Source organism: Halovulum marinum, from assembly GCF_009697225.1.
GTDB classification, from domain to species: Bacteria; Pseudomonadota; Alphaproteobacteria; order Rhodobacterales; family Rhodobacteraceae; genus Halovulum; species Halovulum marinum.
On sequence record NZ_WIND01000073.1, the window covers coordinates 28,180 to 52,332 of the forward strand.

Below are 24,153 nucleotides of genomic sequence, written 5' to 3' on the forward strand. Positions count from 1 at the left end.
GCGGCAGCCGGCGGCGCTGGCAATGCCCCGGCTGCGCGCCGGACCAGGATCAGCCGCCGAACAGGCCCGAAAGCGCGCGCTGCACCAGACGCGTGGTGCGCGGGCGCGGCAGCGCGGCGAAGGGCATCGGCCGGCAGACCTCGATCGCGGCGATGCCGACGCGGGCGGTCAGGGTGCCGTTGATCACCCCCTCGCCGAACCGGCGCGACAGCTTCGACAGCGCGCCGCCGCCGGCGATCGAGCCGATCATGTCATCGCCCACCGCCACCGCGCCGGTGGCGACCAGGTGCTGCGCCACCGCGCGCATCAGCCGCCACGAGCCCAGCGTGCCGCCGCGCCCGCCATAGACCTGGGCGACGCGGCGGATCATCCGCAGGTTCGCGGTCAGCGCCACGATCACGTCGGCCAGCGCCAGCGGCACCAGCGCGGTGGCGGCGGCGACCTGGCGGGCGGCGGATTCGACCTCGGCGCGCGCGGCGGCGTCGAGCGGGGCCATCAGCGCGGTTTCGGTGGCGTCGATCAGCGCGTCGGCGTCGAGGATCTCGGGCTGGCGCGCGGCAAGCTCCTTCGCCGGCAGGCGCAGCGTGGCGCGGGCGGCATAGAGCGCCAGCATGTCGTCGCAGACCCGCGCCGCGCGCGCCCGGTCGGAACGCGCCAGCGGGTCGGCGGCGCGCGCCTGCACCCGGCCCAGCCGCGACAGGCGCAGGATCGCCGCCAGCTCGCGGATGCAGATCGCCAGCAGCCCGGTCAGCACCACCACGACCAGCGCCAGCGCAAGGTTGCCCAACAGCGCGTTGCGGTCGATCAGGGTCATCACGAAGTCCCAGGCCGCGACCCCGAGCGCCAGGCTGACCAGCGCCCCCAGCGCGCCCAGCACCAGCGTGCCGAAGCCGGCGCCGCGTGCCGCCAGTCCGGTGGCGCGGCGCATCGCGGCGCCCTGCGGCGGCGGCTCGGGGGCGTCCGGCTCGGGCACCGGCGGCGCCTCGGCGACGCTGGGCGCATGGGGATCGAGCGCGTCGCCCTCCAGCAGCACCGGGCGGTGGTCGCGGCGTCTGTCGTCGGGTGGTCTCATGCGGCCTCCTGCGCGGGCCAGACGTATTCCACGTCCGGCAGCCCCTCGTCGTTGTCGCGGCCATCGGTGCGGCGCCGCTCGACGAACCCCTCGCGCTCGTAGAACCGGCGCGCGGCGGCGTTGGCCTGGAAGGTCCACAGGCACAGCCGCTGCCGCCGGCGCTTGGCGCGGGCGATCAGCCGCCGGCCCAACCCCGCGCCGCGCGCGTCCGGCGCGACGTAGAGGCACGCGACATAGTCGCCCTCCAGCGCCAGGAAGGCGGCGACCGCGCCGCCGCGCTCGGCCACCGTCACCGCGCCGGCGTCGATCCTTCCGGCCACCGAACGCGCGTCGGCGCGCGGCGGGTGCGCGGTGCGGAACCACGGCGTCTCGTCGATCCAGCCGCGCAGGATCGCGGCGCAGGCGGCGGCGTCCTTCGGCCGGGCCCGGCGCAGCCGCGGCGCACGGCGGGCGAAGCGCAGCGCCAGCCTCACAGCAGCCGGTCCCCGACCAGGAACTCGGCGACCCGGTCGAGCCGGATGTGCGGCGGCCCCATGCCCTGCCCCAGCGCCGCACTTGGCGGGCGGAACGCCATGATGTCGTAGTCCGCGTCCAGCCACGCGCCGGCGCCCCGCCGCGCCGGGGTCAGCAGCATCGCCGGATCCTCGGGCAGCCGGCCGGGATAGAGCGCCGCCTCGCGGCCGGTCGACATCAGCACGCCGCGCACGCAGTCCAGTTGCCGGCCGTCGTGGTCCAGCGTCTGCTCGATGGTGGTACGCAGCGCGGCGATGGCGAAGCTGCGGGTCTGCGCGCCCCTGTAGGCGGCGCGGGCGCGCGCGTCGGCGACCAGCGCCTCCATGATCGCGGTCAGCGCCGGGTGCTGGGTGTGATGCAGATGGTCGGCCTTGGTGGCGGCGAAGGCAATGCGCTCGACCCGCCGGCCCAGAACCGAGCTCAGCCAGCTGTTCGGGCCGGGCCGGAACGCGCGCAGGATGTCGGCCATCGCCAGCCGCAGATCCTCGACCGCGGGCGGGCCGGCGGCGATCGCGCCCAGCGCGTCGACCAGCACGATCTGGCGGTCGATGCGGGCGAAGTGGTCGCGGAAGAACGGCTTCACCACCAGCCGCTTGTAGGATTCAAAGCGGCGGCGGAACTCGGTCCACAGGCTGTCGCGGCCGGGCTTGTCCGGGCGCGGCAGCGGCGCGAAGGTCAGCGCCGGCGAGCCCTCCATCTCGCCGGGCAGCAGGAAACGGCCCGGCGTGCAGCCGGAAAAGCCGGCGTCCTTGGCGCGGGTCAGATAGCCGGTGTAGGCGCGCGCCAGCCCCTGCGCCTGCGCCTCGTCGAAGCTCGCCGCCGAGTCCGCGCCGCGCAGCGCCTGCAGCCAGGGCGCGGCGGCCTGCGCCCGCGCCGGACCCTCGGCCAGCGCCAGCGCGCCGGCGCTCCAGTCGGCGTAGTCCTGGTTCAGCAGCGCCAGGTCCAGCAGCCACTCGCCGGGATAGTCGACGATGTCCAGGTGCACGGTGCGCGGGCCGGTGAACCCGGTCAGGAACCCGGTCGGCCGCACCCGGATCGACAGCCGCAGTTGCGAGACATGGCGCGTGCTGTCCGGCCAGGCCGGGTCCGGCCCGGTCATCGTCGCCAGGTGATCCTCGTAGGCGAAGCGCGGCAGGTCGTCGTCGGGCTGCGGCTGCAGGAAGGTCAGCAGCAGTCGCCCGTCGCGCGCGGCCGCCAGCTGCGGCATCCGGCCCGGGTTCAGCAGATTGGCCACCAGCGAGGTGATGAACACCGTCTTACCGGCCCGCGACAGGCCGGTGACGCCCAGCCGCAGGGTCGGCTCGAACAGGAACTCGCCGGTGCGCGCCTGCGCCGATTCCAGCGCGCGGCCCATGCTGTCGGTCAGATCGGATAGTCGGGCCATGTATTCCCCTGTCGCCGGCCCCAACGATATAGCCGCGCCCCGCGCACATTTCGAGGGCTTGGCAACCGCCGCGCCGCCCGCTAGGGGCAGGCCATGCCCAGATACGCCCTGCTGATCGAATACGACGGAGCGCCGTTCCACGGCTGGCAGCGCCAGTCGACGCTGCCCAGCGTGCAGGGCACGATCGAGCAGGCGCTGGCCCGGCTGGAGCCGGACCTGCCCTCGATCGCCACCGCCGGGCGCACCGACGCCGGCGTGCATGCGCTGGGCCAGGTGGCGACGGTGGACATGGCCCGCGACTGGGATCCGTTCCGCCTGTCCGAGGCGCTGAACCACCACGTCCGGCCGGCGCCGGTGTCGATCCTGCGCGCGGTCCGGGTGGCGGGCGACTTCCACGCCCGCTTCTCGGCGATCGAGCGGCGCTACCTGTTCCGGCTGCTGCAGCGCCGCGCGCCGCCGGCGCTGGAGCGGGAAAAGGTCTGGCAGGTGCGGCAGCGGCTGGACCTGCAGGCGATGCGGGACGGCGCGCGGCACCTGCTGGGGCGGCACGACTTCACCACCTTCCGCTCGTCGATCTGCCAGGCCGACAGCCCGGTGCGCACGCTGGACCGGCTGGAGGTGACGGCGCTCGCCCGCCCGGACGGCACCGAGTTCCGCTTCGACGTGCGCGCCCGCAGCTTCCTGCACAACCAGGTGCGCAGCTTCGTCGGCACGCTGGAGCGGGTCGGCGCGGGGGCGTGGTCGCCCGAAGATGTCCGCACCGCGCTGGAGGCCCGCGACCGCGCCGCCTGCGGCCCGGTCAGCCCGCCCGGCGGGCTGTACCTGGCGGGCGTCGGCTATCCGCAGGACCCGTTCGCCTAGCCCGGCAGCTCGGCCTCGGGGATGATCGGGAAGAACGCGCCGCGCGAGCGGACGCCGAACCAGGACACGCCGTCGACGTCGGCCGGCACGCCCAGCTCGACCAGCCGGTAGAAGCTTTTGCGGTCGATCAGCGCCCACAGGTCGTCGCGTACCATGACATAGGGGCGCGGCGCGTCGGTCCGCGGGTCGCGGCGCACGTCGATCGGGTGCCCGGGGCCGGCGGGTACCTCGTCGTCGACCTGGGTGCGGAAGGTCAGCGCGGTTTCGGCGCCGGCGCCGTCGACCGAGAAGTCGACCGCCACGAACGGCGCGTCGTCGACGGTGATTCCCACCTTCTCGACCGGGGTGACCAGGAAATACCGGTCGCCCTCGCGCTTGAGAATCGACGAGAACAGCCTGACCAGCGGCTTCCGGCCGATCGGCGTGCCCAGGTAGAACCAGGTGCCGTCGGCGGCGATCCGCATGTCCAGGTCGCCGCAGAACGGCGGGTTCCACAGATGCACCGGGGCCGGGCCGCGGGATTTCGCGGCGCGGGCGTGCTTGGCGATGCCGTCGGCCGAGGGGGCGGAGCGGCGGCCGGGGGCGTCGGACATGGGGCCTCCGTTGCGGCTGCGGACGGGTGCGACTTGGCGTCACTATAGCGCCCGGCGCGCGCCGCGCCATGCCGGCGCCGCGCCGCCCGTCGGCGCGCGGGGCGGCTGGCGACCGCCGAATCGCCGCATTCGACTGCTCCAACGGCCGGTGACAGGCCGCCGGCGGATCGCATCACAATTGTCCGGGGGTGAACCGCCGTCATTGCCCTTTGCGGCTGAAACGTTAGCTTTGAGGCAGGCAGAAGGGGCAACCGCAGATTATGACGCGCCCCGACACGAGGAGTCCCCGCATGACCGATCCCGACGCTGAGACCACGGGCGAGATGATCGAGGCCATGGAGGCGACCGCCGCCTCGCTGGTCCGCGCGCGCGATATGCTGGCCCGAAGGGTGATCGGCCAGGAGAAGGTCGTCGACCTGACGCTGAACGCGCTGCTGTGCGGCGGCCACGCGCTGCTGGTCGGCGCGCCCGGCCTGGCCAAGACGCGCCTGGTCGAGGCGCTGGGCACGGTCATGGGCCTGCACGCCAACCGGGTGCAGTTCACCCCCGACCTGATGCCCTCGGACATCCTCGGCGCCGAGGTGCTGGAAACCGGCGCCGACGGCAGCCGGACCTTCAAGTTCATCGAAGGCCCGGTGTTCTGCCAGCTGCTGATGGCCGACGAGATCAACCGCGCCAGCCCGCGCACCCAGTCCGCGCTGTTGCAGGCGATGCAGGAGAAGCGCGTCACCATCGCCGGCGCCGAGCGGGTGCTGGACAAGCCGTTCCACGTGCTCGCCACCCAGAACCCGATCGAGCAGGAGGGCACCTACCCGCTGCCCGAGGCGCAGCTCGACCGCTTCCTGCTGCAGATCGACGTCGGCTATCCGGACCGCGCGGCCGAGCGCGACATCCTGCTGGCCACCACCGGCACCGAGGACGCGGTGGCCGAACAGGTGTTCGACGCCGCCGGGCTGCTGACCGCGCAGGCGCTGATCCGGCGGATGCCGGTGGGCGAGCAGGTGGTGGACCGGATCCTCGACCTGGTGCGCGCCGCGCGCCCCGGCACCGACGACACCAGCGCGCTGGTGAAGGACGAGATCGCCTGGGGCCCGGGCCCGCGCGCCGCGCAGGCGCTGATGCTGACGGTGCGCGCCCGCGCGCTGATGGACGGCCGGCTGGCGCCCTCGGTCGACGACGTGGCGGCGCTGGCGCACCCGATTCTGGTGCACCGCATGGCCCTGACCTTCGCCGCCCGCGCCGCCGGCCGGACCCTGGACGACGTGATCGCGGCGCTGGTCTCCGAGACGCTGCAGACGGACATCGCCGCGTGACCGAGACCGTCGCCAGCCGCGCCACGCGCCTGCGCGGCGATGCCGAGAAGGTCGGCGGCTCGCTGCCGCCGCTGCTGGCCGAGGCCGAGCGGCTGGCGATGACCGTCGCCTTCGGCGTCCACGGCCGCCGGCGCGCCGGCATCGGCGAGAACTTCTGGCAGTACCGCCGCGCGGTGCCGGGCGACGTGCTGACCCAGGTGGACTGGCGCCGCTCGGCCCGGTCCGACATCCAGTACATCCGCCAGCGCGAATGGGAGGCGGCGCAGACCGTCTCGATCTGGTGCGACGACGCGCAGGCGATGGACTACAAGGGGCCCCGCTCCGAGTTCACCAAGGCCGAGCGCGCCCGGCTGCTGTCGCTGGCGCTGGCGGTGCTGCTGGTCAAGGCCGGAGAGCGCGTCTCGCTGCTGGGCACCGACGCGGTGCAGCCGCGCAGCGGCGAGCTGCAGCTGAACCGCATCGCCATGGCGCTGGCCGGCGACCGCGTGCGCCCGGACTACGGCGCGCCGCCGCCGGCGCAGTACCGCACCGGCGGGCGGGCGGTGTTCCTGTCCGACTTCATGGGCGACAAGGAACAGGTGTTCCCGGCCCTGGTCGAGGCGGCGCAGCACAACGTCTCGGGCGTGTTCGTGCAGATCGTCGACGACACCGAGGAGGATTTCCCTTTCGACGGGCGCACGATCTTCCGCTCGGTCGGCGGCTCGGTCGAGTTCGAGACCCAGCGCGCCCGCGCGCTGCGCGACGCCTATCGCAAGCGGCTGGCCGAACGGCGCGCGCAGCTGCGCGACGTGGCCCGCAATACCGGCTGGCAGTTCAGCGTGCATCGCACGTCCCAAAGCCCGCGGGCGGCGCTGCTGTGGCTCTACATGGCAATCGGGGGGCTGCGCTAGATGCTGTCGCTGGGCGCACTCTCGTTCCTGGCGCCGTGGCTGCTGTCGGCGCTGGTGGCGCTGCCGGTGCTGTGGTGGCTGCTGCGCGCGGTGCCGCCGGCGCCCGCCCGCCGGCTGTTCCCCGGCGTGCGGCTGCTGCTGGGCCTGAAGGACCCCGAGCGCATGCCCGAGCGCACGCCATGGTGGCTGCTGCTGTTGCGCATGGCGGCACTGGCCGCGGCGATCCTGGCGTTCGCCGACCCGGTGCTGAACCCCGACGTGCGCGAGCGCGGCACCGGCCCGGTGCTGCTGCTGCTGGACGGCGGCTGGGGCTCGGCGCCGGACTGGGCGCAGCGCCAGGCGCGGGCCGCCGACATCCTGGACCAGGCCGCCCGCGACGGCCGCCCGGCGGCGGTGATCTCGCTGGCCGAGCCGCGCCCGGGCGAGCCGCGGCTGCCGTTCCGCGCCGCCGAGGACTGGGCAACCCGCATCGGCGGGCTGGCGCCGAAGGCCTGGGCGCCGGACCGCGCCGGCTTCGCCGCGTGGCTGGAGACGGTCGAGGACGAGGGCTTCGAGACCGTCTGGCTGACCGACGGGCTGGGCACCGACGGCGACCGCGCCTTCTTCGACGCGCTGGCCGATCGCGGCCCGGTGCGGATGATCGCCGACCCGCGCACGCCGCTGGCGCTGACCGCGCCCGGCTTCGCCGACGGCGCGCTGCAGACCCAGGTGCTGCGCCCCGAGGCCGGCGCCGGCCGCTCGGTCGAGATCGCCGCGATCGGCGCCGACCCGCTGGGCATCGAGCGGGTGCTGGGCACGCAGCGGGTGGTGTTCGAGCCCGACGACGGCGCCGCCACGGAGGTCGCGCTGGAGCTGCCGGTCGAGCTGCGCAACCGCGTCACCCGGCTGACGATCCCGGGCGAACGCTCGGCCGGCGCGGTGGCGCTGGCCGACGACGGGCTGAAGCGCCGCAAGGTCGGGCTGCTGGCCGGCGGCGACGCCGGCGAGGCGCAGCGGCTGGTCGACCCGCTGCACTACCTGCGCACCGCGCTGGAGGACAGCACCGACCTGATCGAGGCGCCGCTGGACGACATCCTGTCGGCGCAGCCCGACGTGATCGTGTTCGCCGACGTCGGCGCCGTCGCCGAGACCGAGCGCGCCCGCCTGATCGACTGGATCGAGAGCGGCGGCCTGCTGGTCCGCTTCGCCGGGCCGCGGCTGGCGGCCTCGGGCGAGGGCCAGCTGGAGGAGGATGCGCTGCTGCCGGTGCGGCTGCGCGCCGGCGGGCGCAGCGTCGGCGGGGCGATGTCCTGGGGCGCGCCCAAGGCGCTGCGCCCGTTCCGCGAGGGCAGCCCGTTCTTCGGCCTGGAAACCCCCGAAGAGGTCAACGTCACCAGCCAGGTGATGGCGCAGCCCGACCCGGAACTGGCCGAGCGGGTGCTGGCCGCGCTCGAGGACGGCACGCCGCTGGTCACCGGCCGCGCGCAGGGCGAGGGCCGCGTGGTGCTGTTCCACGTGACCGCCAACGCCGAATGGTCCAGCCTGCCGCTGTCGGGCCTGTTCGTGCAGATGCTTGAGCGGCTTGCCGTCAGCGCCCGCGTCGCCCGCCCCGCGGCCGAGGACCTTGCCGGCCAGACCTGGACGCCGGTCACCGTGCTCGACGGTTTCGGCAACCCGGTCGAGCCGCGCCTTCTGGCCGGCGTCGACGGCGCGCGGCTGATCGACGAGCGGCCCTCGGCCGAAATGCCGCCGGGGGTCTATTCCTCGGGCGAGCGCACCGTGGCGGTGAACCTGTTCCGCGACGGCGACATGATCGCGCCGATCGGCGCGCTGCCCGCCGGCATCGTGGTCGAAAGCATGCAGGTGGCGCCGGAAACCCCGCTCAAGCCCTGGCTGCTGCTGGCCGCGCTGCTGGCGCTGGCGGCGGACATCCTGGCGACGCTGTGGCTGTCGGGCCGGCTGACCGGGCCGCGCATGGCGCAGGGCACGGCGGTCTTGCTGGCGGTGACGCTGGCCGGGCCGCTGGCGGCGACGCTGGCCGTGCCGCAGGCGCGCGCGCAGCAGATGACCGAGGACGAGCTGGCGCTCCATGCCACCACCGACACGGTGCTGGCCTATGTCGTCACCGGCGACCGGCAGCTCGACCAGACCTCCGAGGCCGGTCTGCGCGGGCTGAGCCAGGTGCTGACCCGCCGCACCGCGATCGAGCCGGTGGACCCGGTCGGCGTGCAACTGGAGCGAGACGACCTGGCGTTCTTCCCGTTCCTCTACTGGCCGGTCAGCGAGGTGCAGCGCCCGCCCTCGGACGCGGCCTACGCCAAGCTGAACGAATACCTGCGCTCGGGCGGGATGATCCTGTTCGACACCCGCGACGCCAACCTGGGCGGGCGGCTGGGATCGGGCACCGCCAACGGCCGCACGCTGCAGCAGCTGGCGGCCAAGCTCGACATCCCGCCGCTGGAGCCGGCGCCGCAGGACCATGTGCTGACGCGCACCTTCTACCTGCTGCAGGACTTCCCCGGCCGCTATTCCGGCTCGGAGGTGTGGGTCGAGGCCGCCCCCGACGTCGAGGAGGTCGAGGGCATGCCGTTCCGCGATCTCAACGACGGCGTGACCCCGGTGGTGATCGGCGCCAACGACTGGGCCGCCGCCTGGGCGGTCGACGCGCGCGGCGCGCCGATGTACCCGGTCGGCCGCGGCACCGGCGGCGCGCAGCAGCGCGAGATGGCCTATCGTTTCGGGGTGAACCTGATCATGCACGTGATGACCGGCAACTACAAATCCGACCAGGTGCACGTTCCCGCGCTGCTGGAACGGCTGGGGAACTGAATGGAAAGCTCGGTCTCGTTCGCGCCGCTGATCCCGCTGCCGGTGCTGGTGGCGCTGGCGGTGCTGTCCGCCGTGCTGGTGGCGGTCGCGCTCTGGCGCGGGCTGACCGGCTGGTGGCTGCGCGGGCTGGCGGCGGTCGTGCTGCTGCTGGCGCTGGCCGAGCCCCGCTGGCGGCAGGAGGACCGCGCCTACCTGCCCGACATCGCCTTCGTCGTCACCGACGCCACCGCCAGCCAGGGCATCGACGTGCGCCCCGCCCAGATCGAGGCGGCACGCGCCGAGCTGGACGCCAGGCTGGCCGAACTGGCCACCGATCCGGCCGCCCCGCTGGAGGTGCGCCGGATCACCGTCACCGACACCTCCGGCGAAGGCGGCCCGCCGGGAACGCTGCTGCTGTCGGCGCTGGCCGAGGCGGCGGCCGAAGTCTCGCCCGACCGTATCGCCGGGGCGATCCTGCTGACCGACGGCCAGGTCCACGACCCCGCCGCGCTGGCCGAGTTCCCGGCCCCCGTGCACACCGTGCTCACCGGCCGCGAGGACGAATGGGACCGCCGCCTGCGGATCGATACCGCCCCCGCCTTCGCCATCGTCGGCGAGGCGGTCGAACTGCGCCTGAGCGTCGAGACGCTGGGCCGCGCGCCGGCCACCCTGCCTGCGCGCACGCCGCTGCAGGTCTCGGTCAACGGCGCCGAGCCGGTGTCGTTCATGGTCGAGGCCGACACCGTCCAGACCCTGCCGCTGGAGCTGGACCGCGGCGGCATGAACGTGCTGCAGATCACCGCCCCGGCGCTGGAGGGCGAGCTGACCGACCGCAACAACCAGGCGATCGTGTCGATCAACGGCATCCGCGACCGGCTGCGGGTACTGCTGGTCTCGGGCGAGCCCTATGCCGGCGAGCGCACCTGGCGCAACATCCTGAAATCGGACTCGGCGGTGGACCTGGTCCACTTCACCATTCTGCGCCCGCCGGAAAAGCAGGACGGCGTGCCGGTGTTCGAGCTGTCGCTGATCGCCTTTCCGACGCGCGAGCTGTTCATGGAGAAGGTCGACGAGTTCGACCTGATCATCTTCGACCGCTACCGGCGGCGCGGGGTCCTGCCCTCGCTCTACATCGACAACATCGGCCGCTATGTGCGCGAGGGCGGCGCGGTGCTGATCGCCTCGGGGCCCGCCTTCGCCGGCGCCGAAAGCCTGTACCGCACGCCGCTGCGCGACGTGCTGCCGGCCGCGCCCACCGCGCGGGTGGTCGAGCAGGGCTATGTGCCGCGCATCTCGGAAATCGGCAAGCGGCACCCGGTGACCAGCGGGCTGGAGGCGTTCGCCCCGCGTCCGACCGGCGCCGATGGCGTGCCGGGCTGGGGCCGCTGGTTCCGGCTGATCGAGATGGAGGCGCGGCAGGGCACCACGGTGATGGAGGGCCCCGAGGGCCGGCCGCTGCTGGTGCTGGACCGGCCCGGCGCGGGGCGGATCGCGATGCTGGCCTCGGACCACGCCTGGCTGTGGTCGCGCGGCTACGAGGGCGGCGGCCCGCAGCGCGAGCTGCTGCGCCGGCTGGCGCACTGGCTGATGCAGGAGCCCGAACTTGAGGAAGAGGTGCTGGTCGCCGAACCCGCCGGCGAGGAGGTCACCGTCACCCGCCGCACCCTGGCCGAGACGGTCGGCCCGGTCACCGTCACCAGCCCCTCGGGCGAGGAGACCACGCTGACGCTGACCCAGGTCGCGCCGGGCACCTGGCAGGCGCGTTTCACCGCCGCCGAGCATGGCATCTACCGGCTGGCCGAGGGCGAGACCGAAGCGGTCACCGCGGTCGGGCCCGCCGCGCCGAAGGAGTTCGAGAACCCGGTCTCGACCGGCCAGGTGCTGGCGCCGCTGGCCGACGCCACCGGCGGCGGCACGCTGCGTGTCGCGCCGGACGGCGCGCCCGACCTGCGCCGGGTCCGCGAGGGCCGCGTCGCCGAGGGCCGCGGCTGGATCGGGCTGGTGCGGCGCGAAGCCTACGACGTGCTGGACATCCGTCTGACGCCGCTGGCGCCCGGCTGGATGATGCTGCTGCTGGCCGGCAGCCTGCTGTTCCTGGCCTGGCGCATCGAGGGACGCTGAGGCGACGGCGGCGACATCTGTGATTTCACCGTGAAAACCCCCTTAAGCCATTGATTGAAAAGACACCTCAATTCTTGATGTCGGGTTGACGCCGCATCCGGGCGCTGCCGTTCGGGGTTGCGACCTGCGCCCGCGCCCCGTCGCCGGATCAAAAAAAACACCCGCAAGCCTTGGCTTGCGGGTGTCAGGTGCCCGGGTCAGGCTTGGCCCCGGGTAACGGCTGGGTCTGCCGCGCACCGGCGGCGGCGGTCACTCGTCGTCCGAGCCGACGATCGCCTGGCCGCCCTTGTAGACCAGCTTGCCCGCGCCCACGGCGCCCTTGGCGACGACCTTGGTCGCGCCCGAGGCGACGCCGACGGTGTTGTCGATCACCTGGTCCGAGGTGCAGGCGCTCAGCGCGACGGCGGCGGCCAGTACGGCGGCGATGGCGGGCTTGCGCAGAATGGTCGTTTTCATTGCGATCTCCTTTTCGCGAACGGTTTCTCGCCGGAAGCGGGCCGCGAGGGCCGATGCCACGGGACGGGCCCCCACCCGCCTGCGCGCCATTGGGCCGAAGTCCCGGCCCGCTTCCTTGCCTGGCACTGTGGTCCATTGCAGTCCGCAAGAAAAACGAATAATAAACATGTTTTATACAAGATTTGCTCATGGATCTCTGCGATGGACATCACCCTGATCCGGACTTTCCTCGAAGTCTCGGCGACCGGGTCGTTCGTGAACGCGGCCGAGCGCCTGTTCGTGACCCAGTCGGCGGTCAGCCTGCGGGTGCAGCGGCTGGAGGAGTCGCTGGGCCGGCCGCTGTTCACCCGCTCCAAGGCCGGGGCCGAACCGACCGCCGCCGGGCGCGAGTTCGAACGCTACGCGCTGTCGCTGCTCCGGATCTGGGAGGAGGCCCGCCAGCAGGTGGCGATCCCCGAGGGCTTCAACGAAAGCCTGTCGATCGGTGCGCAGTACTCGCTGTGGCCGCGGCTTGGCTTTCGCTGGATCGACCGGCTGCGCGACGCCCGGCCGGCGCTGAACATCCGCGCAGAGCTGGGCATGCCCGACCGCATCACCCGCTTCCTGATCGAGGGTGCGGTGCAGGCCGGGCTGCTGTACACGCCGCAGCTGCGCCCCGGGCTGCGCGCCGAGAAGCTGCTGGACGAGGAGCTGATCCTGGTCGCCGCCTGGCCGGAGCCGACGCTGGACCTGGCCGGGCGCTACGCGTTCATCGACTGGGGGCCGGAATTCGTGCAGGCGCACGCGCTGCACCTGCCGGCGCTGACCAATCCGGGGCTGACCCTGTCGCTGGGCGCGCTGGGGGCTGATTACATCCTGCGGCGCGGGCTGGCGGCCTATCTGCCGGCGCAGTACGCGAAGCGCCACCTGGACGCGGGCGAGCTGTACCTGGTGCCCGGCGCGCCGACCTTTCCCTACCCGGTGTGGGCAGTGTGGCGCGCGGACCTGGAGCCGGGACTGAAGGACGCCGCCGCCGCCGCGCTGCACGAGGTGGTGCGGTCGCTGCACGACGAGCAGGACCGGGTGATCGAGACCCTCGAGGAAATCAGCGGCGCCGACGTCGCGACCCTGGGCGGCGGCGTGCGGCCCTGAACGCGGCGCCGCGGCGCGGCTAGCCCTGCATCCGGGCGACGCTGTCGCGGGCGGCCTGGCACTCGGCGCAGTCGGCGCGGTGCACGAACACGAAGGGATCGCGGCGCAGCCGCGGCAGCGCGACTTCGATCAGGTCGGCGGCGCGGAACAGCCGCGCCTCGGCCCGGCCGACGCGGCCGTTGCCTTGCAGCCCCTGTGCGCGCAGCCAGTTGCCGGCCTGGCGGAACAGCTGGCAGCAATGGTCGGGTTCGCGGTAGGTGCGGCGCATCGGCTGGCCGGCCGCGTCGCGCAGGGTGACGTGATGCGGCACGCCATAGGGCACGCCGGCGATCCATTCGGCCAGGTGCAGCAGCGTGTTGGCGTCGTGGTCCACCCCCAGCAGCAGCACCTTGCCCTCGGCCTGCAGCAGCCGGCCGACCGGGCTGGCCATCTGGTGCGGCGGCAGCACCAGCCGGTCGCGCAGCAGCCGGATCGCCGCTGGGCCATGGGCCGCGAACGCCATCGGATGGCGGGCGCGCAGCACGCCGATGCGGCGCCAGAACCGGTCGGCGATCACCCCCAGATCCTGTGCCGCCGGGGTGGTGGCGGCGTCGAACGGCACGTCGTCGTCGCCGGTCCAGGACGGCATCAGCAGCGTGCCGTCCTCGCCCAGGGCGGTCAGCAGCGCGTCGATCACCCCGTCCGGCCCGCGGGCCACCGGGCGCACGGCGCGGAACGAGGCGTGCACCAGCAGCGTGTCGCCGGGCGTCACGCCCAGCGCCCGCAACTGCGCCGTCAGTTCCCGTATCGAGGTTTCGGCCCCGGCACCGTGCATCCAAGTTCTCCGCCGTCGTCCCCAGCCGGGGCGGGCGGCCAGTCTACACGCCGACGGCGACGCGCGCGAGAGGGCGGCAGGCAACCGGGCCGGCGCTGTGACCGGCCCGGTGCAGGCGCCTCAGTTCAGCGCTTCGTCGGTGATCGCGTGGGTCCAGGCGCCCTCGGGCTGCTCGGTGATCGCCGGGTTGTCCTCGGACACCGCCGACAGCAGCGTCTGCACGGTCTGCTCGTAATCGGCCGGGTCCAGCGCGCCGTTGCTGCCCGCGGTCAGCTTGGCGACCTCGCCCATCATGTAGGTCTGGTGGTCGAGGGTCTGCGCGCCGGTCGGATCGTTGTCGATGATGATCTGCGCCGCCTCCTCGGGGTTCTCCTCGGCGTATTTCCAGCCCTTCATGCTGGCGCGGACGAAACGCACCATCTTGTCGACGAACGCCGGATCCTCGAGGTTCTCCTCCAGCACATAGAGACCGTCCTCAAGCATGCCGATGCCCTGCTCGAGATAGTTGAAGTTCACCAGGTCGTCCCCGGTATAGCCGGCGTCCAGCACCTGGCCATACTCGTTGTAGGTCATGGTCGAGATGCAGTCGGCCTGGCCCTGCAGCAGCGGATCGACGTTGAACGCCTGCTTCAGCACGGTCACGCCGTTCTCGTCCGCGCCGTCGGTCTCCAGCCCCAGCTGCGCCATCCAGGCGTAGAACGGGTACTCGTTGCCGAAGAACCAGACGCCAAGCGTGCGGCCGGCGAAGTCGTCCGGGGTCTCGACGCCGGTCTCCTTCAGGCAGGTCAGCTGCAGCCCGCCGGTCTTGAACGGCTGGGCGATGTTGACCAGCGGCACGCCGCGTTCGCGCGCCGCAAGGCCCGCCGCCATCCAGGTGGTGATGACGTCGGCGCCGCCGCCGGCGATCACCTGCTCGGGGGCGATGTCCGGCCCGCCCGACTTGATGGTGACGTCGAGGTTCTCTTCCTCGTAGAAGCCCTTGTCCTTGGCGACGTAATAGCCGGCGAACTGGGCCTGGGTGACCCATTTCAGCTGCAGCGTCACCTCGTCCTGGGCGGCGGCGGTGGAGGCGGCGGTGGCGGTCAGCCCCAGCGCCAGCGCGGTCGCGATCAGTCGTCTCATTCTCACTCTCCTTGTTGCACGTCTTTTTGCGCGTGCGTTGCACGTCTTGTCGTTGTCATCGGGCCCGCCGCTGCGACGGATGCCAGAAGGTCGCCGCGCGCTCCAGCAACGCGACCAGCCCGTAGAAGGCCGAGCCCGCCAGCGCCGCCACCACGATCTCGGCCCAGACCATGTCCAGCGCCAGCCGCCCGACCTCGGTCGAGATCCGGAACCCCATGCCGCGGATCGGCGAGCCGAAGAACTCGGCCACGATAGCGCCAATCAGCGCCAGCGTGGTGCAGATCTTCAGCCCGTTGAAGATGAACGGCGCCGCGGCGGGCAGGCGCAGCTTGGTCAGCGTCTTCCAGTAGCCGGCGGCGTAGGTCCGCATCAGATCCTTCTGCATCCGCTCGGCCGCAGCCAGGCCCTGCACGGTGTTCACCAGCATCGGGAAGAAGCACATCACCGCGACCACGGCGGCCTTGGACTGCCAGTCGAAGCCGAACCACATCACCAGGATCGGCGCGGTGCCGACGATCGGCATGGCGGCGAGGAAGTTGCCGACCGGCAAGATGCCGCGTTGCAGTGCCGGCGTGCGGTCGGCGACCAGCGCCACCACGAACCCGGCGCCGCAGCCGATGGCATAGCCGGCCAGCGCGCCGCGCAGGAAGGTCTGGGCGAAATCCTCCCACAGGGTCGGCGCGCTGGACGCCATCCGCGCCAGGATCGCGCTGACCGAGGGCAGGATCACCCCCGGCACGTCGAAGGCGCGGACCCCGGCCTCCCACAACAAAAGGATGATGAAGCCCAGCAGCAGCGGCGGCAGCACGCCGCGCTGCCCCGCCCGCACCAGGTGCGCGATCAGGGCCACCAGCGCCACGCCCGCCAGAGCCGCCGCGCCAAGGGCCGCGCCCTCGGCCCCGGTGGCCAGAAGCAGCAGGGTCAGCACCACCAGCACCAGCGCGCTTGCGGCGGTCACCAAGAATCCGTTCGCGCCGGTCATCGCCCGAACCCCATGCGTTTCAGCGTCGCCGTCTGGATCGCGCCCACGATCCCCACCAGCACCGCCGCAAGGATCGCGGCCGCGAACAGCGCCGACCAGATCTGGATCGTCTGCCCGTAGTAGCTGCCCGACAGCAGCCGCGCGCCAAGGCCGCCCTGCGCGCCGGTCGGCAGTTCCGCGATGATCGCGCCGACAAGGCTGGCCGCGATGCCGACCTTGAGCGAGGGGAACAGGAACGGCATCGCCGCGGGCAGCCGCAGCTTCCAGAACCCCTGCCACCCGTTGGCGTTGTAGGTGTGCAGCAGGTCGGACTGGATCGCGCTGGGGCTGCGCAGGCCCTTCACCATGCCGACGACGACCGGGAAGAACGACAGGTAGGCCGCGATCACCGCCTTGGGCACCAGCCCGGTGACGCCGATGGAATTCAACACCACCACGATCATCGGCGCCAGCGCCAGGATCGGGATCGTCTGGCTGGCGATCGCCCACGGCATCACCGAGGCGTCCATCACCCGGTTGTAGACGATGCCCACCGCCAGCAGCAGCCCGCCCAGCGCCCCGAAGACGAAGCCCAGCAGCGTCGCGCCGAGGGTTATGCTTGCATGATGGATCAGGCTTTTGTTCGAGGTCACCGGCGGGCCCGCGGTGGTGGACCACAGCTCGGCCGCCACCTGGTGCGGGGCCGGCAGGCGCGGCTTGTCCTGGGTGTAGGTCGCCGGGATCAGCCCCGGATTGCGCAGCACCAGCGCCCAGGCGCCGGCGCTGCGGATCGACTGCCCCTCGGGCACCGAGACGGCGACATCCGCGCGCGCCGCCCGGCTGGCCGCCCAGTGGATGTTCATCGGCGGCACGGCGGCGTACCAGATCGCCAGGATCCCGGCGACGACGGCCAGCACCGGGCCAAGCGCGACAACCCGGCGCCCGATCCAGCCGGTCGCCGCGCTGCGGCCGACACCGGCCCCGGCTGCGGTGACGTCGCTCATGCGCCGCCGCGCGGACCGAACCGCTCGCCCCTGGGCCGGATCTGCGGGTCGAACAGCGGGCAGCCGAAATCGTCCGCCATGATGTCGATGATCCGGTTCGCGTCGCTGTGCGGCCACTTGCCGCGCAGGTCGATCCGCACCGAGGCCGCGGTGCCGCCGAACTCGATCACCGCGCCGGGGCGGGTCCAGGCGCCACCCTCCCATGTCCAGGCGGGCTCCAGCGCCGCGCGCAGCGCCGCCAGCACCGCGCCGCGGTCGATGGGGCCCAGCCCGGCGGGCACCTCGCCCTTGGACAGCGCGTGGTATGTGGCCAGGTGATCGTCCAGCGTGCGCGCCGCGCCCTCGTCGGCGTAGCGCCAGAAGTTCAGGTCATAGCTCACCGGCGCCCCTTCCACTTTCCTCGAATATCCCCGCCGCAGGCCTCCCGGCGCCGGCCGCGCGCGAATGGTCAGACATCCTCGTGCCCCGCGCGCAGCCCCTCGCGGACGCGGTGGGCGATCTCGATGAACTCCGGCGTATCGCGGATGTCCAGCGGCCGCTCGCGCGGCAGCGGGCTTTCGATCACGTCGCTGATCCGGCCCGGGCGCGGGCTCATCACCACGATCCGGGTCGACAGGTACACCGCCTCGGGGATCGAGTGGGTGACGAAGGCGATGGTCTTGCCGGTGCGCGCCCACAGCGCCAGCAGCTGCTCGTTCAGGTGGTCGCGCACGATCTCGTCCAGCGCGCCGAACGGCTCGTCCATCAGCAGGATGTCGGCGTCGAAGGCCAGCGCCCGCGCGATCGAGGCGCGCTGCTGCATGCCGCCCGACAGCTGCCAGGGGTATTTCCTCTCGAAGCCGTCCAACTCGACCATCTCCAGCACGCGGGCGACCCGGCTGGCCTGTTCGGCGCGCGAGATGCCCATGATCTCCAGCGGCAGGCGGATGTTGCCGCCGATGGTGCGCCACGGGTACAGGCCCGCCGCCTGGAACACATAGCCATAGGCGCGGGCGCGGCGGGCCTGCTCGGGGGTGACGCCGTTGACGGTGACGCTGCCCGCGGTGGGCTGCTCCAGGTCCGCCAGCACCCGCAGGAACGTGGTCTTGCCGCAGCCCGAGGGGCCGATGAAGCTGACGAAATCGCCCTTGGCGATGTCCAGGGTAACGTCCTTCAGCGCATGCACCGGCCCGTCGCCGGTCTGGAAGGTCAGCGACAGGTCGCGCGCCCGGATCACCGGGGCGGCGGTTTCGGCGGGAGTTTCCGGCCGGGGGGCCGTTTCAGGTGTCAACAACCGTCCTCGCTTGTTATCTTTTGCCCTCAGGGAGGATACCGCCATGACCGGATCATCCAAGCCCGTCTGCCGCAGGTTGCGGGCCTCGGGGCAGTATGCCGGAAAGCAGGGCTTTGACTATTTCGAAGGCATCGCGCGCGAGACCGTCGGCGCGCAGGGCATCTGCATGCACCTGCTGCGCATCCCGCCGGGGGGACGCGCCAAGGCGCACAAGCACGCCGCCCACGAGACCGCGATCTACGTGCTCGAGGGCACGGCGGCCATGCTCTGGGGCGAGCGGCTCGAACACCGGATGGAGGTCGGCCCCGGCGACATGATCTACATCCCCGCCGACGTGCCGCACCTGCCGATGAACACCGGCAGCACCGAGGCCGTCGCCGTCATCGCCCGCACCGACCCGCACGAGCAGGAAAGCGTGCAGCTGCTGCCCGAACTGGAGGCGCTGGCCGGGATCTGATCCCGGCCCGGCGCCCCGCGCCGCCGCGCGCCGCATGGTGCTCAGATCCCCGCCGGGATGTTCAGCGGATCGCGTTCGACCTTGCGGGGGCTGTTCAGTTCCTTCCACTGCGACAGCGCCCTGGCGGCCGAGCTGAACGCGGGTCGGGGGATGAACTTGCCGCGGCCGGGCTGCGGCTGGCTGTTCTGGCCCCAGGCCCAGATCACGTCGCCGCGCGACAGGGTGTAGCGGGCCTGCGCGCTGACCTGCATGCCTTCCCAGACCGAATAGTCCAGCACCGACTTCTGGTTGCTGGCGGACAGCGTGCGACTGATCTTCGGGTCCCACACGGTGATGTCGGCGTCGGCGCCGGGCACCAGCGCGCCCTTGCGGGGATAGATGTTCAGGATCTTGGCGATGTTGGTCGAGGTGACGGCGACGAACTCCTCGGGGGTCAGCCGGCCGGTCTCGACGCCATAGGTCCAGAGCACCGCGAGACGCTCCTCCAGCCCGCCGGTGCCGTTGGGGATCATGCAGAAATTGTCGCGGCCCATCCGCTTCTGCTCGGTGGTGAAGGCGGCGTGGTCGGTGGCTACGACCTGAAGCGAGCCGGCGGCCAGCCCGTTCCACAGCCCGTCCTGATGCTCCTTCGAGCGGAACGGCGGCGACATCACCCGCTGCGCGGCGTGGTCCCAGTCCTTCGACAGATACTCGCTGTCGTCGAGGATCAGGAACTGCGCCAGCGGCTCGCCGTAGACGCGCATCCCCTTCTGGCGGGCGCGGCGGATCGCCTCGTGCGCCTGCTCGCACGACACATGCACGATATAAAGCGGCGTGCCCACGGCGTCGGCGATCATGATCGCGCGGTTGGCGGCCTCGCCCTCGACTTCCGGCGGGCGGGAATAGGCGTGGCCCTCGGGGCCGGTGATGCCCTGCTCCAGCATCTGCTTCTGCAGCAGGTCGACCACGTCGCCGTTCTCGGCGTGGACCATGGGCAGCGCGCCCAGTTCCCTGCAGCGCTTGAAGCTGGCGAACAGCTCGTCGTCCTCGACCATCAGCGCGCCCTTGTAGGCCATGAAGTGCTTGAACGAGTTGACGCCCATGTCGACGGCGTCCTTCATCTCGTTGAAGATGGTCTCGTTCCAGCCGGTCACCGCCATGTGGTAGCCGATGTCAGAACAGATCTGCGGCGCCGACTTGCGGTGCCATTCGTTGATCGCGTTCCGGATCGACCCGTCGGCGCCGGGCAGGCAGAAATCGACCAGCATGGTGGTGCCGCCGGCGGCGGCCGCCCAGGTGCCGGACTCGAAGGTCTCGGCGGCGGTGGTGCCCATGAACGGCATTTCCAGGTGCGTGTGCGGGTCGATGCCGCCGGGGATCACGTAGGCGCCTGTCGCGTCGACGTATTCGTCGCCCTTCAGGTCGGGGCCGATCTCCCTGATCGTCTCGCCCTCGATGGCGACGTCGGCCTTGTAGCTGCGGTCGGCGGTGACGACGGTGCCGCCCTTGATAACCTTGGTCATGGTCTGCTTCCCTGTTCTGTGGCGCCGCGCTTGGCGCGCGGCTTGTCCGGTTGCGGTGGCCGCGCCCCGGCGGGCGCGGCGGGGCGGGCACCCGCGTCAGTCGCAGGGCACCGCCGAAATCGCGACATAGCTGCCGCGCAGCGTGAACGGCAGGCGGATGTCCTGGTCCTCGTCGCTGAACACCACGCGGATGCCCTCTTTCAGCGCGTTGCCCAGCCGGGCGCGGGCGCGGACCTGGTAGTAGCCCTCGTCGCGCCAGCCCAGCTCCAGGCTCTCGTCGTGGATCGTCCGGCCGCCGAAGAACACCTCGACATGGGCCGCCAGTTCCTCGCCGGCGAACTGCGGCTCGCGATCGCCGCCGCGCGCGATCCGCAGGTAGCGGTTGTCCGAGTTCGGGTTGCAGCCGATCTCGAGCACGGTGTCGCGGGGGCCCAGCACGCGGGCGACGGTCTCGGCCGCGTTATGGCGGCGGGTCTCGCGGCCGCGGTCGTCGAGATAGACGATCTCCCAGTCGGCATCGTCGTGCTGGTCGGCGGCGGCCGGCAGCCCGGCGCCGGTCAGCGCCAGCGCGACCGCCAGCGTGCCGAGGGAGCGCCGGATGCCGTTGTCGCATGTCGTCATGGTTTCGCCCTTCCTGTTGTCATCTTGCCCTGCCGTCGTAACACAGCGCGCCGGGCGGCGCTGCGCCGGCGTGCATCCGGTCGGGGGATCGGCGCAGCGCCCGGGCACGGTTCAGCCGCGGGGCGCATTTGCGCCCTTCACCGGGGCGGTGGCGGCATCGCCGATCTGGCCCAGCTCCTCGGCGGTCATCTCGCGCACCGCCCAGGCGGCGCCGGAGCCGTCGCGCTCGGCGACATGGCCCGCGGGCACCTGCCCGGCGGTCAGGCTGCGCAGGTTCTTGCCGAAGGTGCAGGCGACGCAGATCCGCCTGGCCTGCTTGGCCCGGCTGTGATCGTCCTGCCCGCACATGAACTGCCAGACGCCGTCGGCGTCGTGCGCCACCATCCGCAGCGGCCGCTTGCCCTTGGCGACGTGGTTGCACATCAGCCCCTTCTTGTCGTGCTTGTGGGGGGCAGTCATTCGACGATCCGCGCCGTCTCGACCACCGCGTGGAACAGCACGTTGGCGCCCTTCTCGGCCCATTCCGGGCTAATCTCCTCGGCCTCGTTGTGGGACAGGCCGTCGACGCAGGGGCACATCACCATCGCCGTCGGCGCGACGCGGTTGATCCAGCAGGCGTCGTGGCCGGCGCCCGAGACGATGTTGCGGTGCGAGTAGCCCAGCCGCTCGGCGGCGTCGCGCACCGCCGCCACGCAGCCCTCGTCGAAGGTCACCGGGTCGAAATGGCCGACCGGCTCGATCTCGATCCCCAGGCCCAGGTCGGCGGCGATCTTCGGCGCCTCGGCCTCGAGGCGGGCCTTCATGCCGTCCAGCTTCTCCAGGTCGGGCGAGCGGAAGTCGATGGTGAACACCGCCTTGCCGGGGATCACGTTGCGCGAGTTCGGATAGACGTTGGCCTGGCCGATGGCGCCGACCGCGTCAGGCTGGCTCTGCATCGCGATCTCGTGCACCAGTTCGGTGATCCGCGCCATGCCGAGCCCGGCGTTGACCCGCATCTCCATCGGCGTCGAGCCGGTGTGCGCGTCCTTGCCGATAAGCGTGACCTGCAGCCACCACAGACCCTGGCCGTGGGTGACGACGCCGATGTCCCTGCCCTCGGCCTCGAGGATCGGGCCCTGCTCGATGTGCAGCTCGAAGAAGGCGTGCATCTTGCGCGCGCCGACCGGCTCGTCGCCCTTCCAGCCGATCCGCGCCAGCTCGTCGCCGAAGGTCTTGCCCTCGGCGTCCGCGCGGGCGTAGGCCCAGTCCAGCTCGTGCACGCCGGCGAACACGCCCGAGGCCAGCATCGCCGGGGCGAAGCGGGTGCCCTCCTCGTTGGTCCAGTTGGTGACGACGATGGGATGCTTCGTGCGGATGTTCAGATCGTTCAGCGTGCGGATGATCTCGAGTCCGCCCAGCACGCCGAGCACGCCGTCGTACTTGCCGCCCGTGGGCTGGGTGTCGAGGTGGCTGCCGACATAGACCGGAAGCGCGTCCGGGTCGGTGCCCTCGCGGCGGGCGAACATGGTGCCCATCCGGTCGAGTCCCATGGAGCAGCCGGCGGCCTCGCACCAGCGCTGGAACAGCGCCCGGCCCTGGCCGTCCTCGTCGGTGACCGTCTGGCGGTTGTTGCCGCCGGCGACGCCGGGGCCGATCATGGCCATCTCCATGATCGACTCCCACAGGCGGCTGCCGTCGATCTTCAGGTTTTCGCCGGGGGCTGACATGGAGCGGCTCCTTCTTTCGGTTGATCCAGCGGAGGCCCGTTCCGGGCCGGGTCGCTTCCCCCCGTCCCTGCCGGGCCGGGGCCCCGCCGCCCGCGGCCGTCGTGGCGGCCGGGTGCGGGGACGGGCGCAGGGACGGGGCGCGGTTTCAGTCGATCTCCTGCAGCACTTCGGCCAGGGTGCCGACCAGCTGGTCGATCTGGTCCTTGTCGATGATCAGCGGCGGGCTCATCGCGATGATGTCGCCGGTGGTGCGGATCAGGATGCCCTTCTCGTAGGCCTTCAGGAACGCCGAGAACGCCCGCTGCGTCGGCGCGCCGGCGATCGGCGCCAGTTCGACCGCACCGATCAGGCCCATGTTGCGGATGTCGACGACGTGCGGCAGGCCCCTGAGCCCGTGCAGCGCGTCCTCCCAGTAGCTGCCGATTTCGGCGCCGCGGGTCAGCAGCCCCTCGTCGGCATAGGTCTCGAGCGTGGCCAGCCCCGCCGCCGAGGCGATCGGGTTGCCGGAGTAGGTGTAGCCGTGGAACAACTCGATCATGTGCTCGGGGCCGGTCATGAAGGCGTCGTGGATCGCCGCGGTGGCCAGCACCGCGCCCATCGGGATCACCCCGTTGGTCAGCCCCTTGGCGCAGACGATCATGTCCGGCATCACGTCGAAATAGTCGGCGGCGAAGGGCGCGCCGAGCCGGCCGAAACCGGTGATCACCTCGTCGAAGATCAGCAGGATGCCGTGGCGGTCGCAGATCTCGCGCAGGCGCTGCAGGTAGCCCTTCGGCGGCAGCAGCACGCCGGTCGAGCCGGCCATCGGCTCGACGATCACCGCGGCGATGGTCTCGGGGCCGTGCAGCTGGGCGATGCGCTCCAGCTCGTCGGCCAGCTCGGCGCCGTGCTCGGGCTGGCCGCGGGTGAAGGCGTTCTGCTCGGGCAGGTGGGTATGGCGCAGGTGGTCGACGCCGGTCAGCAGCGTGCCGAACATGCGGCGGTTGGGCACGATGCCGCCGACCGAGATGCCGCCGAAGTTCACCCCGTGGTAGCCGCGCTCGCGCCCGACAAGGCGGAAGCGCTGCCCCTCGCCCTTCGCGCGATGATAGGCCAGCGCGATCTTCAGCGCGGTCTCGACCGCCTCGGAGCCGGAGTTGGTGAAGAAGGCATGCTCGAACGGCGCGGGCGCAAGCTCGGTCAGCCGGTTGGCCAGCTCGAACGCCTTCGGGTGGCCCATCTGGAATGCCGGCGCGTAGTCCAGCTCCTCGGCCTGCTGCTGGATCGCCTTGACGATCTTCGGCCGCTTGTGGCCGGCGTTGCAGCACCACAGCCCGGCGGTGCCGTCGAGGATCTGCCGCCCGTCGGCGGTGGTGTAGTGCATCCCCTCGGCGGCGACCAGCATCCGCGGCGCGGACTTGAACTGGCGGTTCGCCGTGTACGGCATCCAGAAGGCCTTGAGGTCGTTCGGGGCGACGGGACGGCGTTCGGACATGGGGTACTCCGCTGACTGCGGGGCGGTGCCGGCCCCGCGCTGGGTGCGCCTGAAGTCTTGGCGATTGCCAGCCCGGGCGGGCTGTGCGACAGTCGCTT

General features: G+C 72.2%; 23 protein-coding genes. 7 read left to right on the plus strand and 16 right to left on the minus strand.

Going from position 1 to position 24,153, the window contains the following annotated elements:
* Positions 1-49: 49 nt before the first annotated feature.
* From GE300_RS22190 to GE300_RS22200, 3 genes are read right to left on the minus strand one after another with little or no spacing between them, the layout of a single operon-like run.
* On the minus strand, positions 50-1,072 hold the full coding sequence (locus GE300_RS22190; RefSeq protein ID WP_154449729.1) for a YcjF family protein: 1,023 nt from the start codon (positions 1,070-1,072) through the stop codon (positions 50-52).
* Positions 1,069-1,545, minus strand: a complete 477-nt coding sequence (locus tag GE300_RS22195; protein WP_325063366.1) for a GNAT family N-acetyltransferase — start codon at positions 1,543-1,545, stop codon at positions 1,069-1,071. The genes GE300_RS22190 and GE300_RS22195 overlap by 4 nt, the downstream gene beginning before the upstream one ends.
* Complete coding sequence (locus tag GE300_RS22200) at positions 1,542-2,969, minus strand: YcjX family GTP-binding protein (protein ID WP_154449730.1); 1,428 nt, start codon at positions 2,967-2,969, stop codon at positions 1,542-1,544. Before GE300_RS22200 ends, GE300_RS22195 begins: the two co-directional genes overlap by 4 nt.
* A 93-nt stretch (positions 2,970-3,062) precedes the next feature.
* On the opposite strand from GE300_RS22200, the gene truA reads away from it, so the two are divergent.
* Positions 3,063-3,830 carry a tRNA pseudouridine(38-40) synthase TruA gene (gene truA, locus GE300_RS22205; RefSeq protein WP_154449731.1) on the plus strand — a complete coding sequence of 256 codons (768 nt, stop codon included), beginning with the start codon at positions 3,063-3,065 and terminating at the stop codon, positions 3,828-3,830.
* Here truA and GE300_RS22210 read toward each other — a convergent pair.
* Positions 3,827-4,423, minus strand: a complete 597-nt coding sequence (locus tag GE300_RS22210; protein ID WP_154449732.1) for a DUF1285 domain-containing protein — start codon at positions 4,421-4,423, stop codon at positions 3,827-3,829. The genes truA and GE300_RS22210 overlap by 4 nt on opposite strands.
* 335 nt (positions 4,424-4,758) lie before the next feature.
* Here GE300_RS22210 and GE300_RS22215 point away from each other — a divergent pair, with 335 nt between their 5' ends.
* From GE300_RS22215 to GE300_RS22230, 4 genes are read left to right on the plus strand one after another with little or no spacing between them, the layout of a single operon-like run.
* On the plus strand, positions 4,759-5,736 hold the full coding sequence (locus tag GE300_RS22215; protein WP_407647759.1) for an AAA family ATPase: 978 nt from the start codon (positions 4,759-4,761) through the stop codon (positions 5,734-5,736).
* Positions 5,733-6,626: a DUF58 domain-containing protein gene (locus GE300_RS22220; protein WP_325063367.1), complete on the plus strand. Its 894-nt coding sequence runs from the start codon at positions 5,733-5,735 to the stop codon at positions 6,624-6,626. The genes GE300_RS22215 and GE300_RS22220 overlap by 4 nt, the downstream gene beginning before the upstream one ends.
* Positions 6,627-9,434: a DUF4159 domain-containing protein gene (locus tag GE300_RS22225; protein WP_154449734.1), complete on the plus strand. Its 2,808-nt coding sequence runs from the start codon at positions 6,627-6,629 to the stop codon at positions 9,432-9,434.
* Positions 9,435-11,534, plus strand: a complete 2,100-nt coding sequence (locus GE300_RS22230; RefSeq protein ID WP_154449735.1) for a hypothetical protein — start codon at positions 9,435-9,437, stop codon at positions 11,532-11,534.
* Positions 11,535-11,783: 249 nt separating this feature from the next.
* On the opposite strand, the gene GE300_RS22235 is transcribed toward GE300_RS22230, so the two are convergent.
* A complete protein-coding gene (locus GE300_RS22235; RefSeq protein ID WP_154449736.1) occupies positions 11,784-11,990 on the minus strand; it encodes a hypothetical protein in 207 nt (68 codons plus the stop codon).
* Between the two features lie 201 nt (positions 11,991-12,191).
* Between GE300_RS22235 and GE300_RS22240 the strand changes: the two genes are divergently transcribed.
* A complete protein-coding gene (locus tag GE300_RS22240) occupies positions 12,192-13,121 on the plus strand; it encodes a LysR family transcriptional regulator (protein WP_154449737.1) in 930 nt (309 codons plus the stop codon).
* 19 nt (positions 13,122-13,140) lie between these two features.
* On the opposite strand, the gene GE300_RS22245 is transcribed toward GE300_RS22240, so the two are convergent.
* The 6 genes from GE300_RS22245 to GE300_RS22270 all read right to left on the minus strand — a co-directional run bounded on the left by GE300_RS22245 (position 13,141) and on the right by GE300_RS22270 (position 18,292).
* A complete protein-coding gene (locus GE300_RS22245) occupies positions 13,141-13,935 on the minus strand; it encodes an AAC(3) family N-acetyltransferase (RefSeq protein ID WP_154449738.1) in 795 nt (264 codons plus the stop codon).
* Between the two features lie 120 nt (positions 13,936-14,055).
* Positions 14,056-15,057, minus strand: a complete 1,002-nt coding sequence (locus GE300_RS22250; RefSeq protein ID WP_154449739.1) for an ABC transporter substrate-binding protein — start codon at positions 15,055-15,057, stop codon at positions 14,056-14,058.
* Positions 15,058-15,112: 55 nt separating this feature from the next.
* A complete protein-coding gene (locus tag GE300_RS22255; protein ID WP_407647757.1) occupies positions 15,113-16,015 on the minus strand; it encodes an ABC transporter permease in 903 nt (300 codons plus the stop codon).
* Between the two features lie 20 nt (positions 16,016-16,035).
* Positions 16,036-17,022 carry an ABC transporter permease gene (locus GE300_RS22260; RefSeq protein WP_154449741.1) on the minus strand — a complete coding sequence of 329 codons (987 nt, stop codon included), beginning with the start codon at positions 17,020-17,022 and terminating at the stop codon, positions 16,036-16,038.
* Positions 17,019-17,402 carry a hypothetical protein gene (locus tag GE300_RS22265; RefSeq protein WP_154449742.1) on the minus strand — a complete coding sequence of 128 codons (384 nt, stop codon included), beginning with the start codon at positions 17,400-17,402 and terminating at the stop codon, positions 17,019-17,021. The genes GE300_RS22260 and GE300_RS22265 overlap by 4 nt, the downstream gene beginning before the upstream one ends.
* A 68-nt stretch (positions 17,403-17,470) precedes the next feature.
* Positions 17,471-18,292, minus strand: a complete 822-nt coding sequence (locus GE300_RS22270) for an ABC transporter ATP-binding protein (RefSeq protein ID WP_233417323.1) — start codon at positions 18,290-18,292, stop codon at positions 17,471-17,473.
* A gap of 46 nt (positions 18,293-18,338) precedes the next feature.
* On the opposite strand from GE300_RS22270, the gene GE300_RS22275 reads away from it, so the two are divergent.
* A complete protein-coding gene (locus GE300_RS22275; protein ID WP_154449744.1) occupies positions 18,339-18,752 on the plus strand; it encodes a cupin domain-containing protein in 414 nt (137 codons plus the stop codon).
* 41 nt (positions 18,753-18,793) lie between these two features.
* Here GE300_RS22275 and hydA read toward each other — a convergent pair whose 3' ends face one another.
* The 5 genes from hydA to GE300_RS22300 form a co-directional block, all read right to left on the minus strand.
* Complete coding sequence (gene hydA, locus GE300_RS22280) at positions 18,794-20,254, minus strand: dihydropyrimidinase (protein ID WP_154449745.1); 1,461 nt, start codon at positions 20,252-20,254, stop codon at positions 18,794-18,796.
* Positions 20,255-20,350: 96 nt separating this feature from the next.
* Positions 20,351-20,875 carry a hypothetical protein gene (locus GE300_RS22285; protein WP_154449746.1) on the minus strand — a complete coding sequence of 175 codons (525 nt, stop codon included), beginning with the start codon at positions 20,873-20,875 and terminating at the stop codon, positions 20,351-20,353.
* Positions 20,876-20,986: 111 nt separating this feature from the next.
* On the minus strand, positions 20,987-21,334 hold the full coding sequence (locus tag GE300_RS22290) for a hypothetical protein (RefSeq protein WP_154449747.1): 348 nt from the start codon (positions 21,332-21,334) through the stop codon (positions 20,987-20,989).
* The gene (locus GE300_RS22295) at positions 21,331-22,581 is read right to left on the minus strand and encodes a Zn-dependent hydrolase (protein ID WP_154449748.1); all 1,251 of its coding nucleotides are present in this window, start codon (positions 22,579-22,581) and stop codon (positions 21,331-21,333) included. Before GE300_RS22295 ends, GE300_RS22290 begins: the two co-directional genes overlap by 4 nt.
* 145 nt (positions 22,582-22,726) lie before the next feature.
* A complete protein-coding gene (locus GE300_RS22300) occupies positions 22,727-24,055 on the minus strand; it encodes an aspartate aminotransferase family protein (protein WP_154449749.1) in 1,329 nt (442 codons plus the stop codon).
* Positions 24,056-24,153 lie beyond the last annotated feature (98 nt).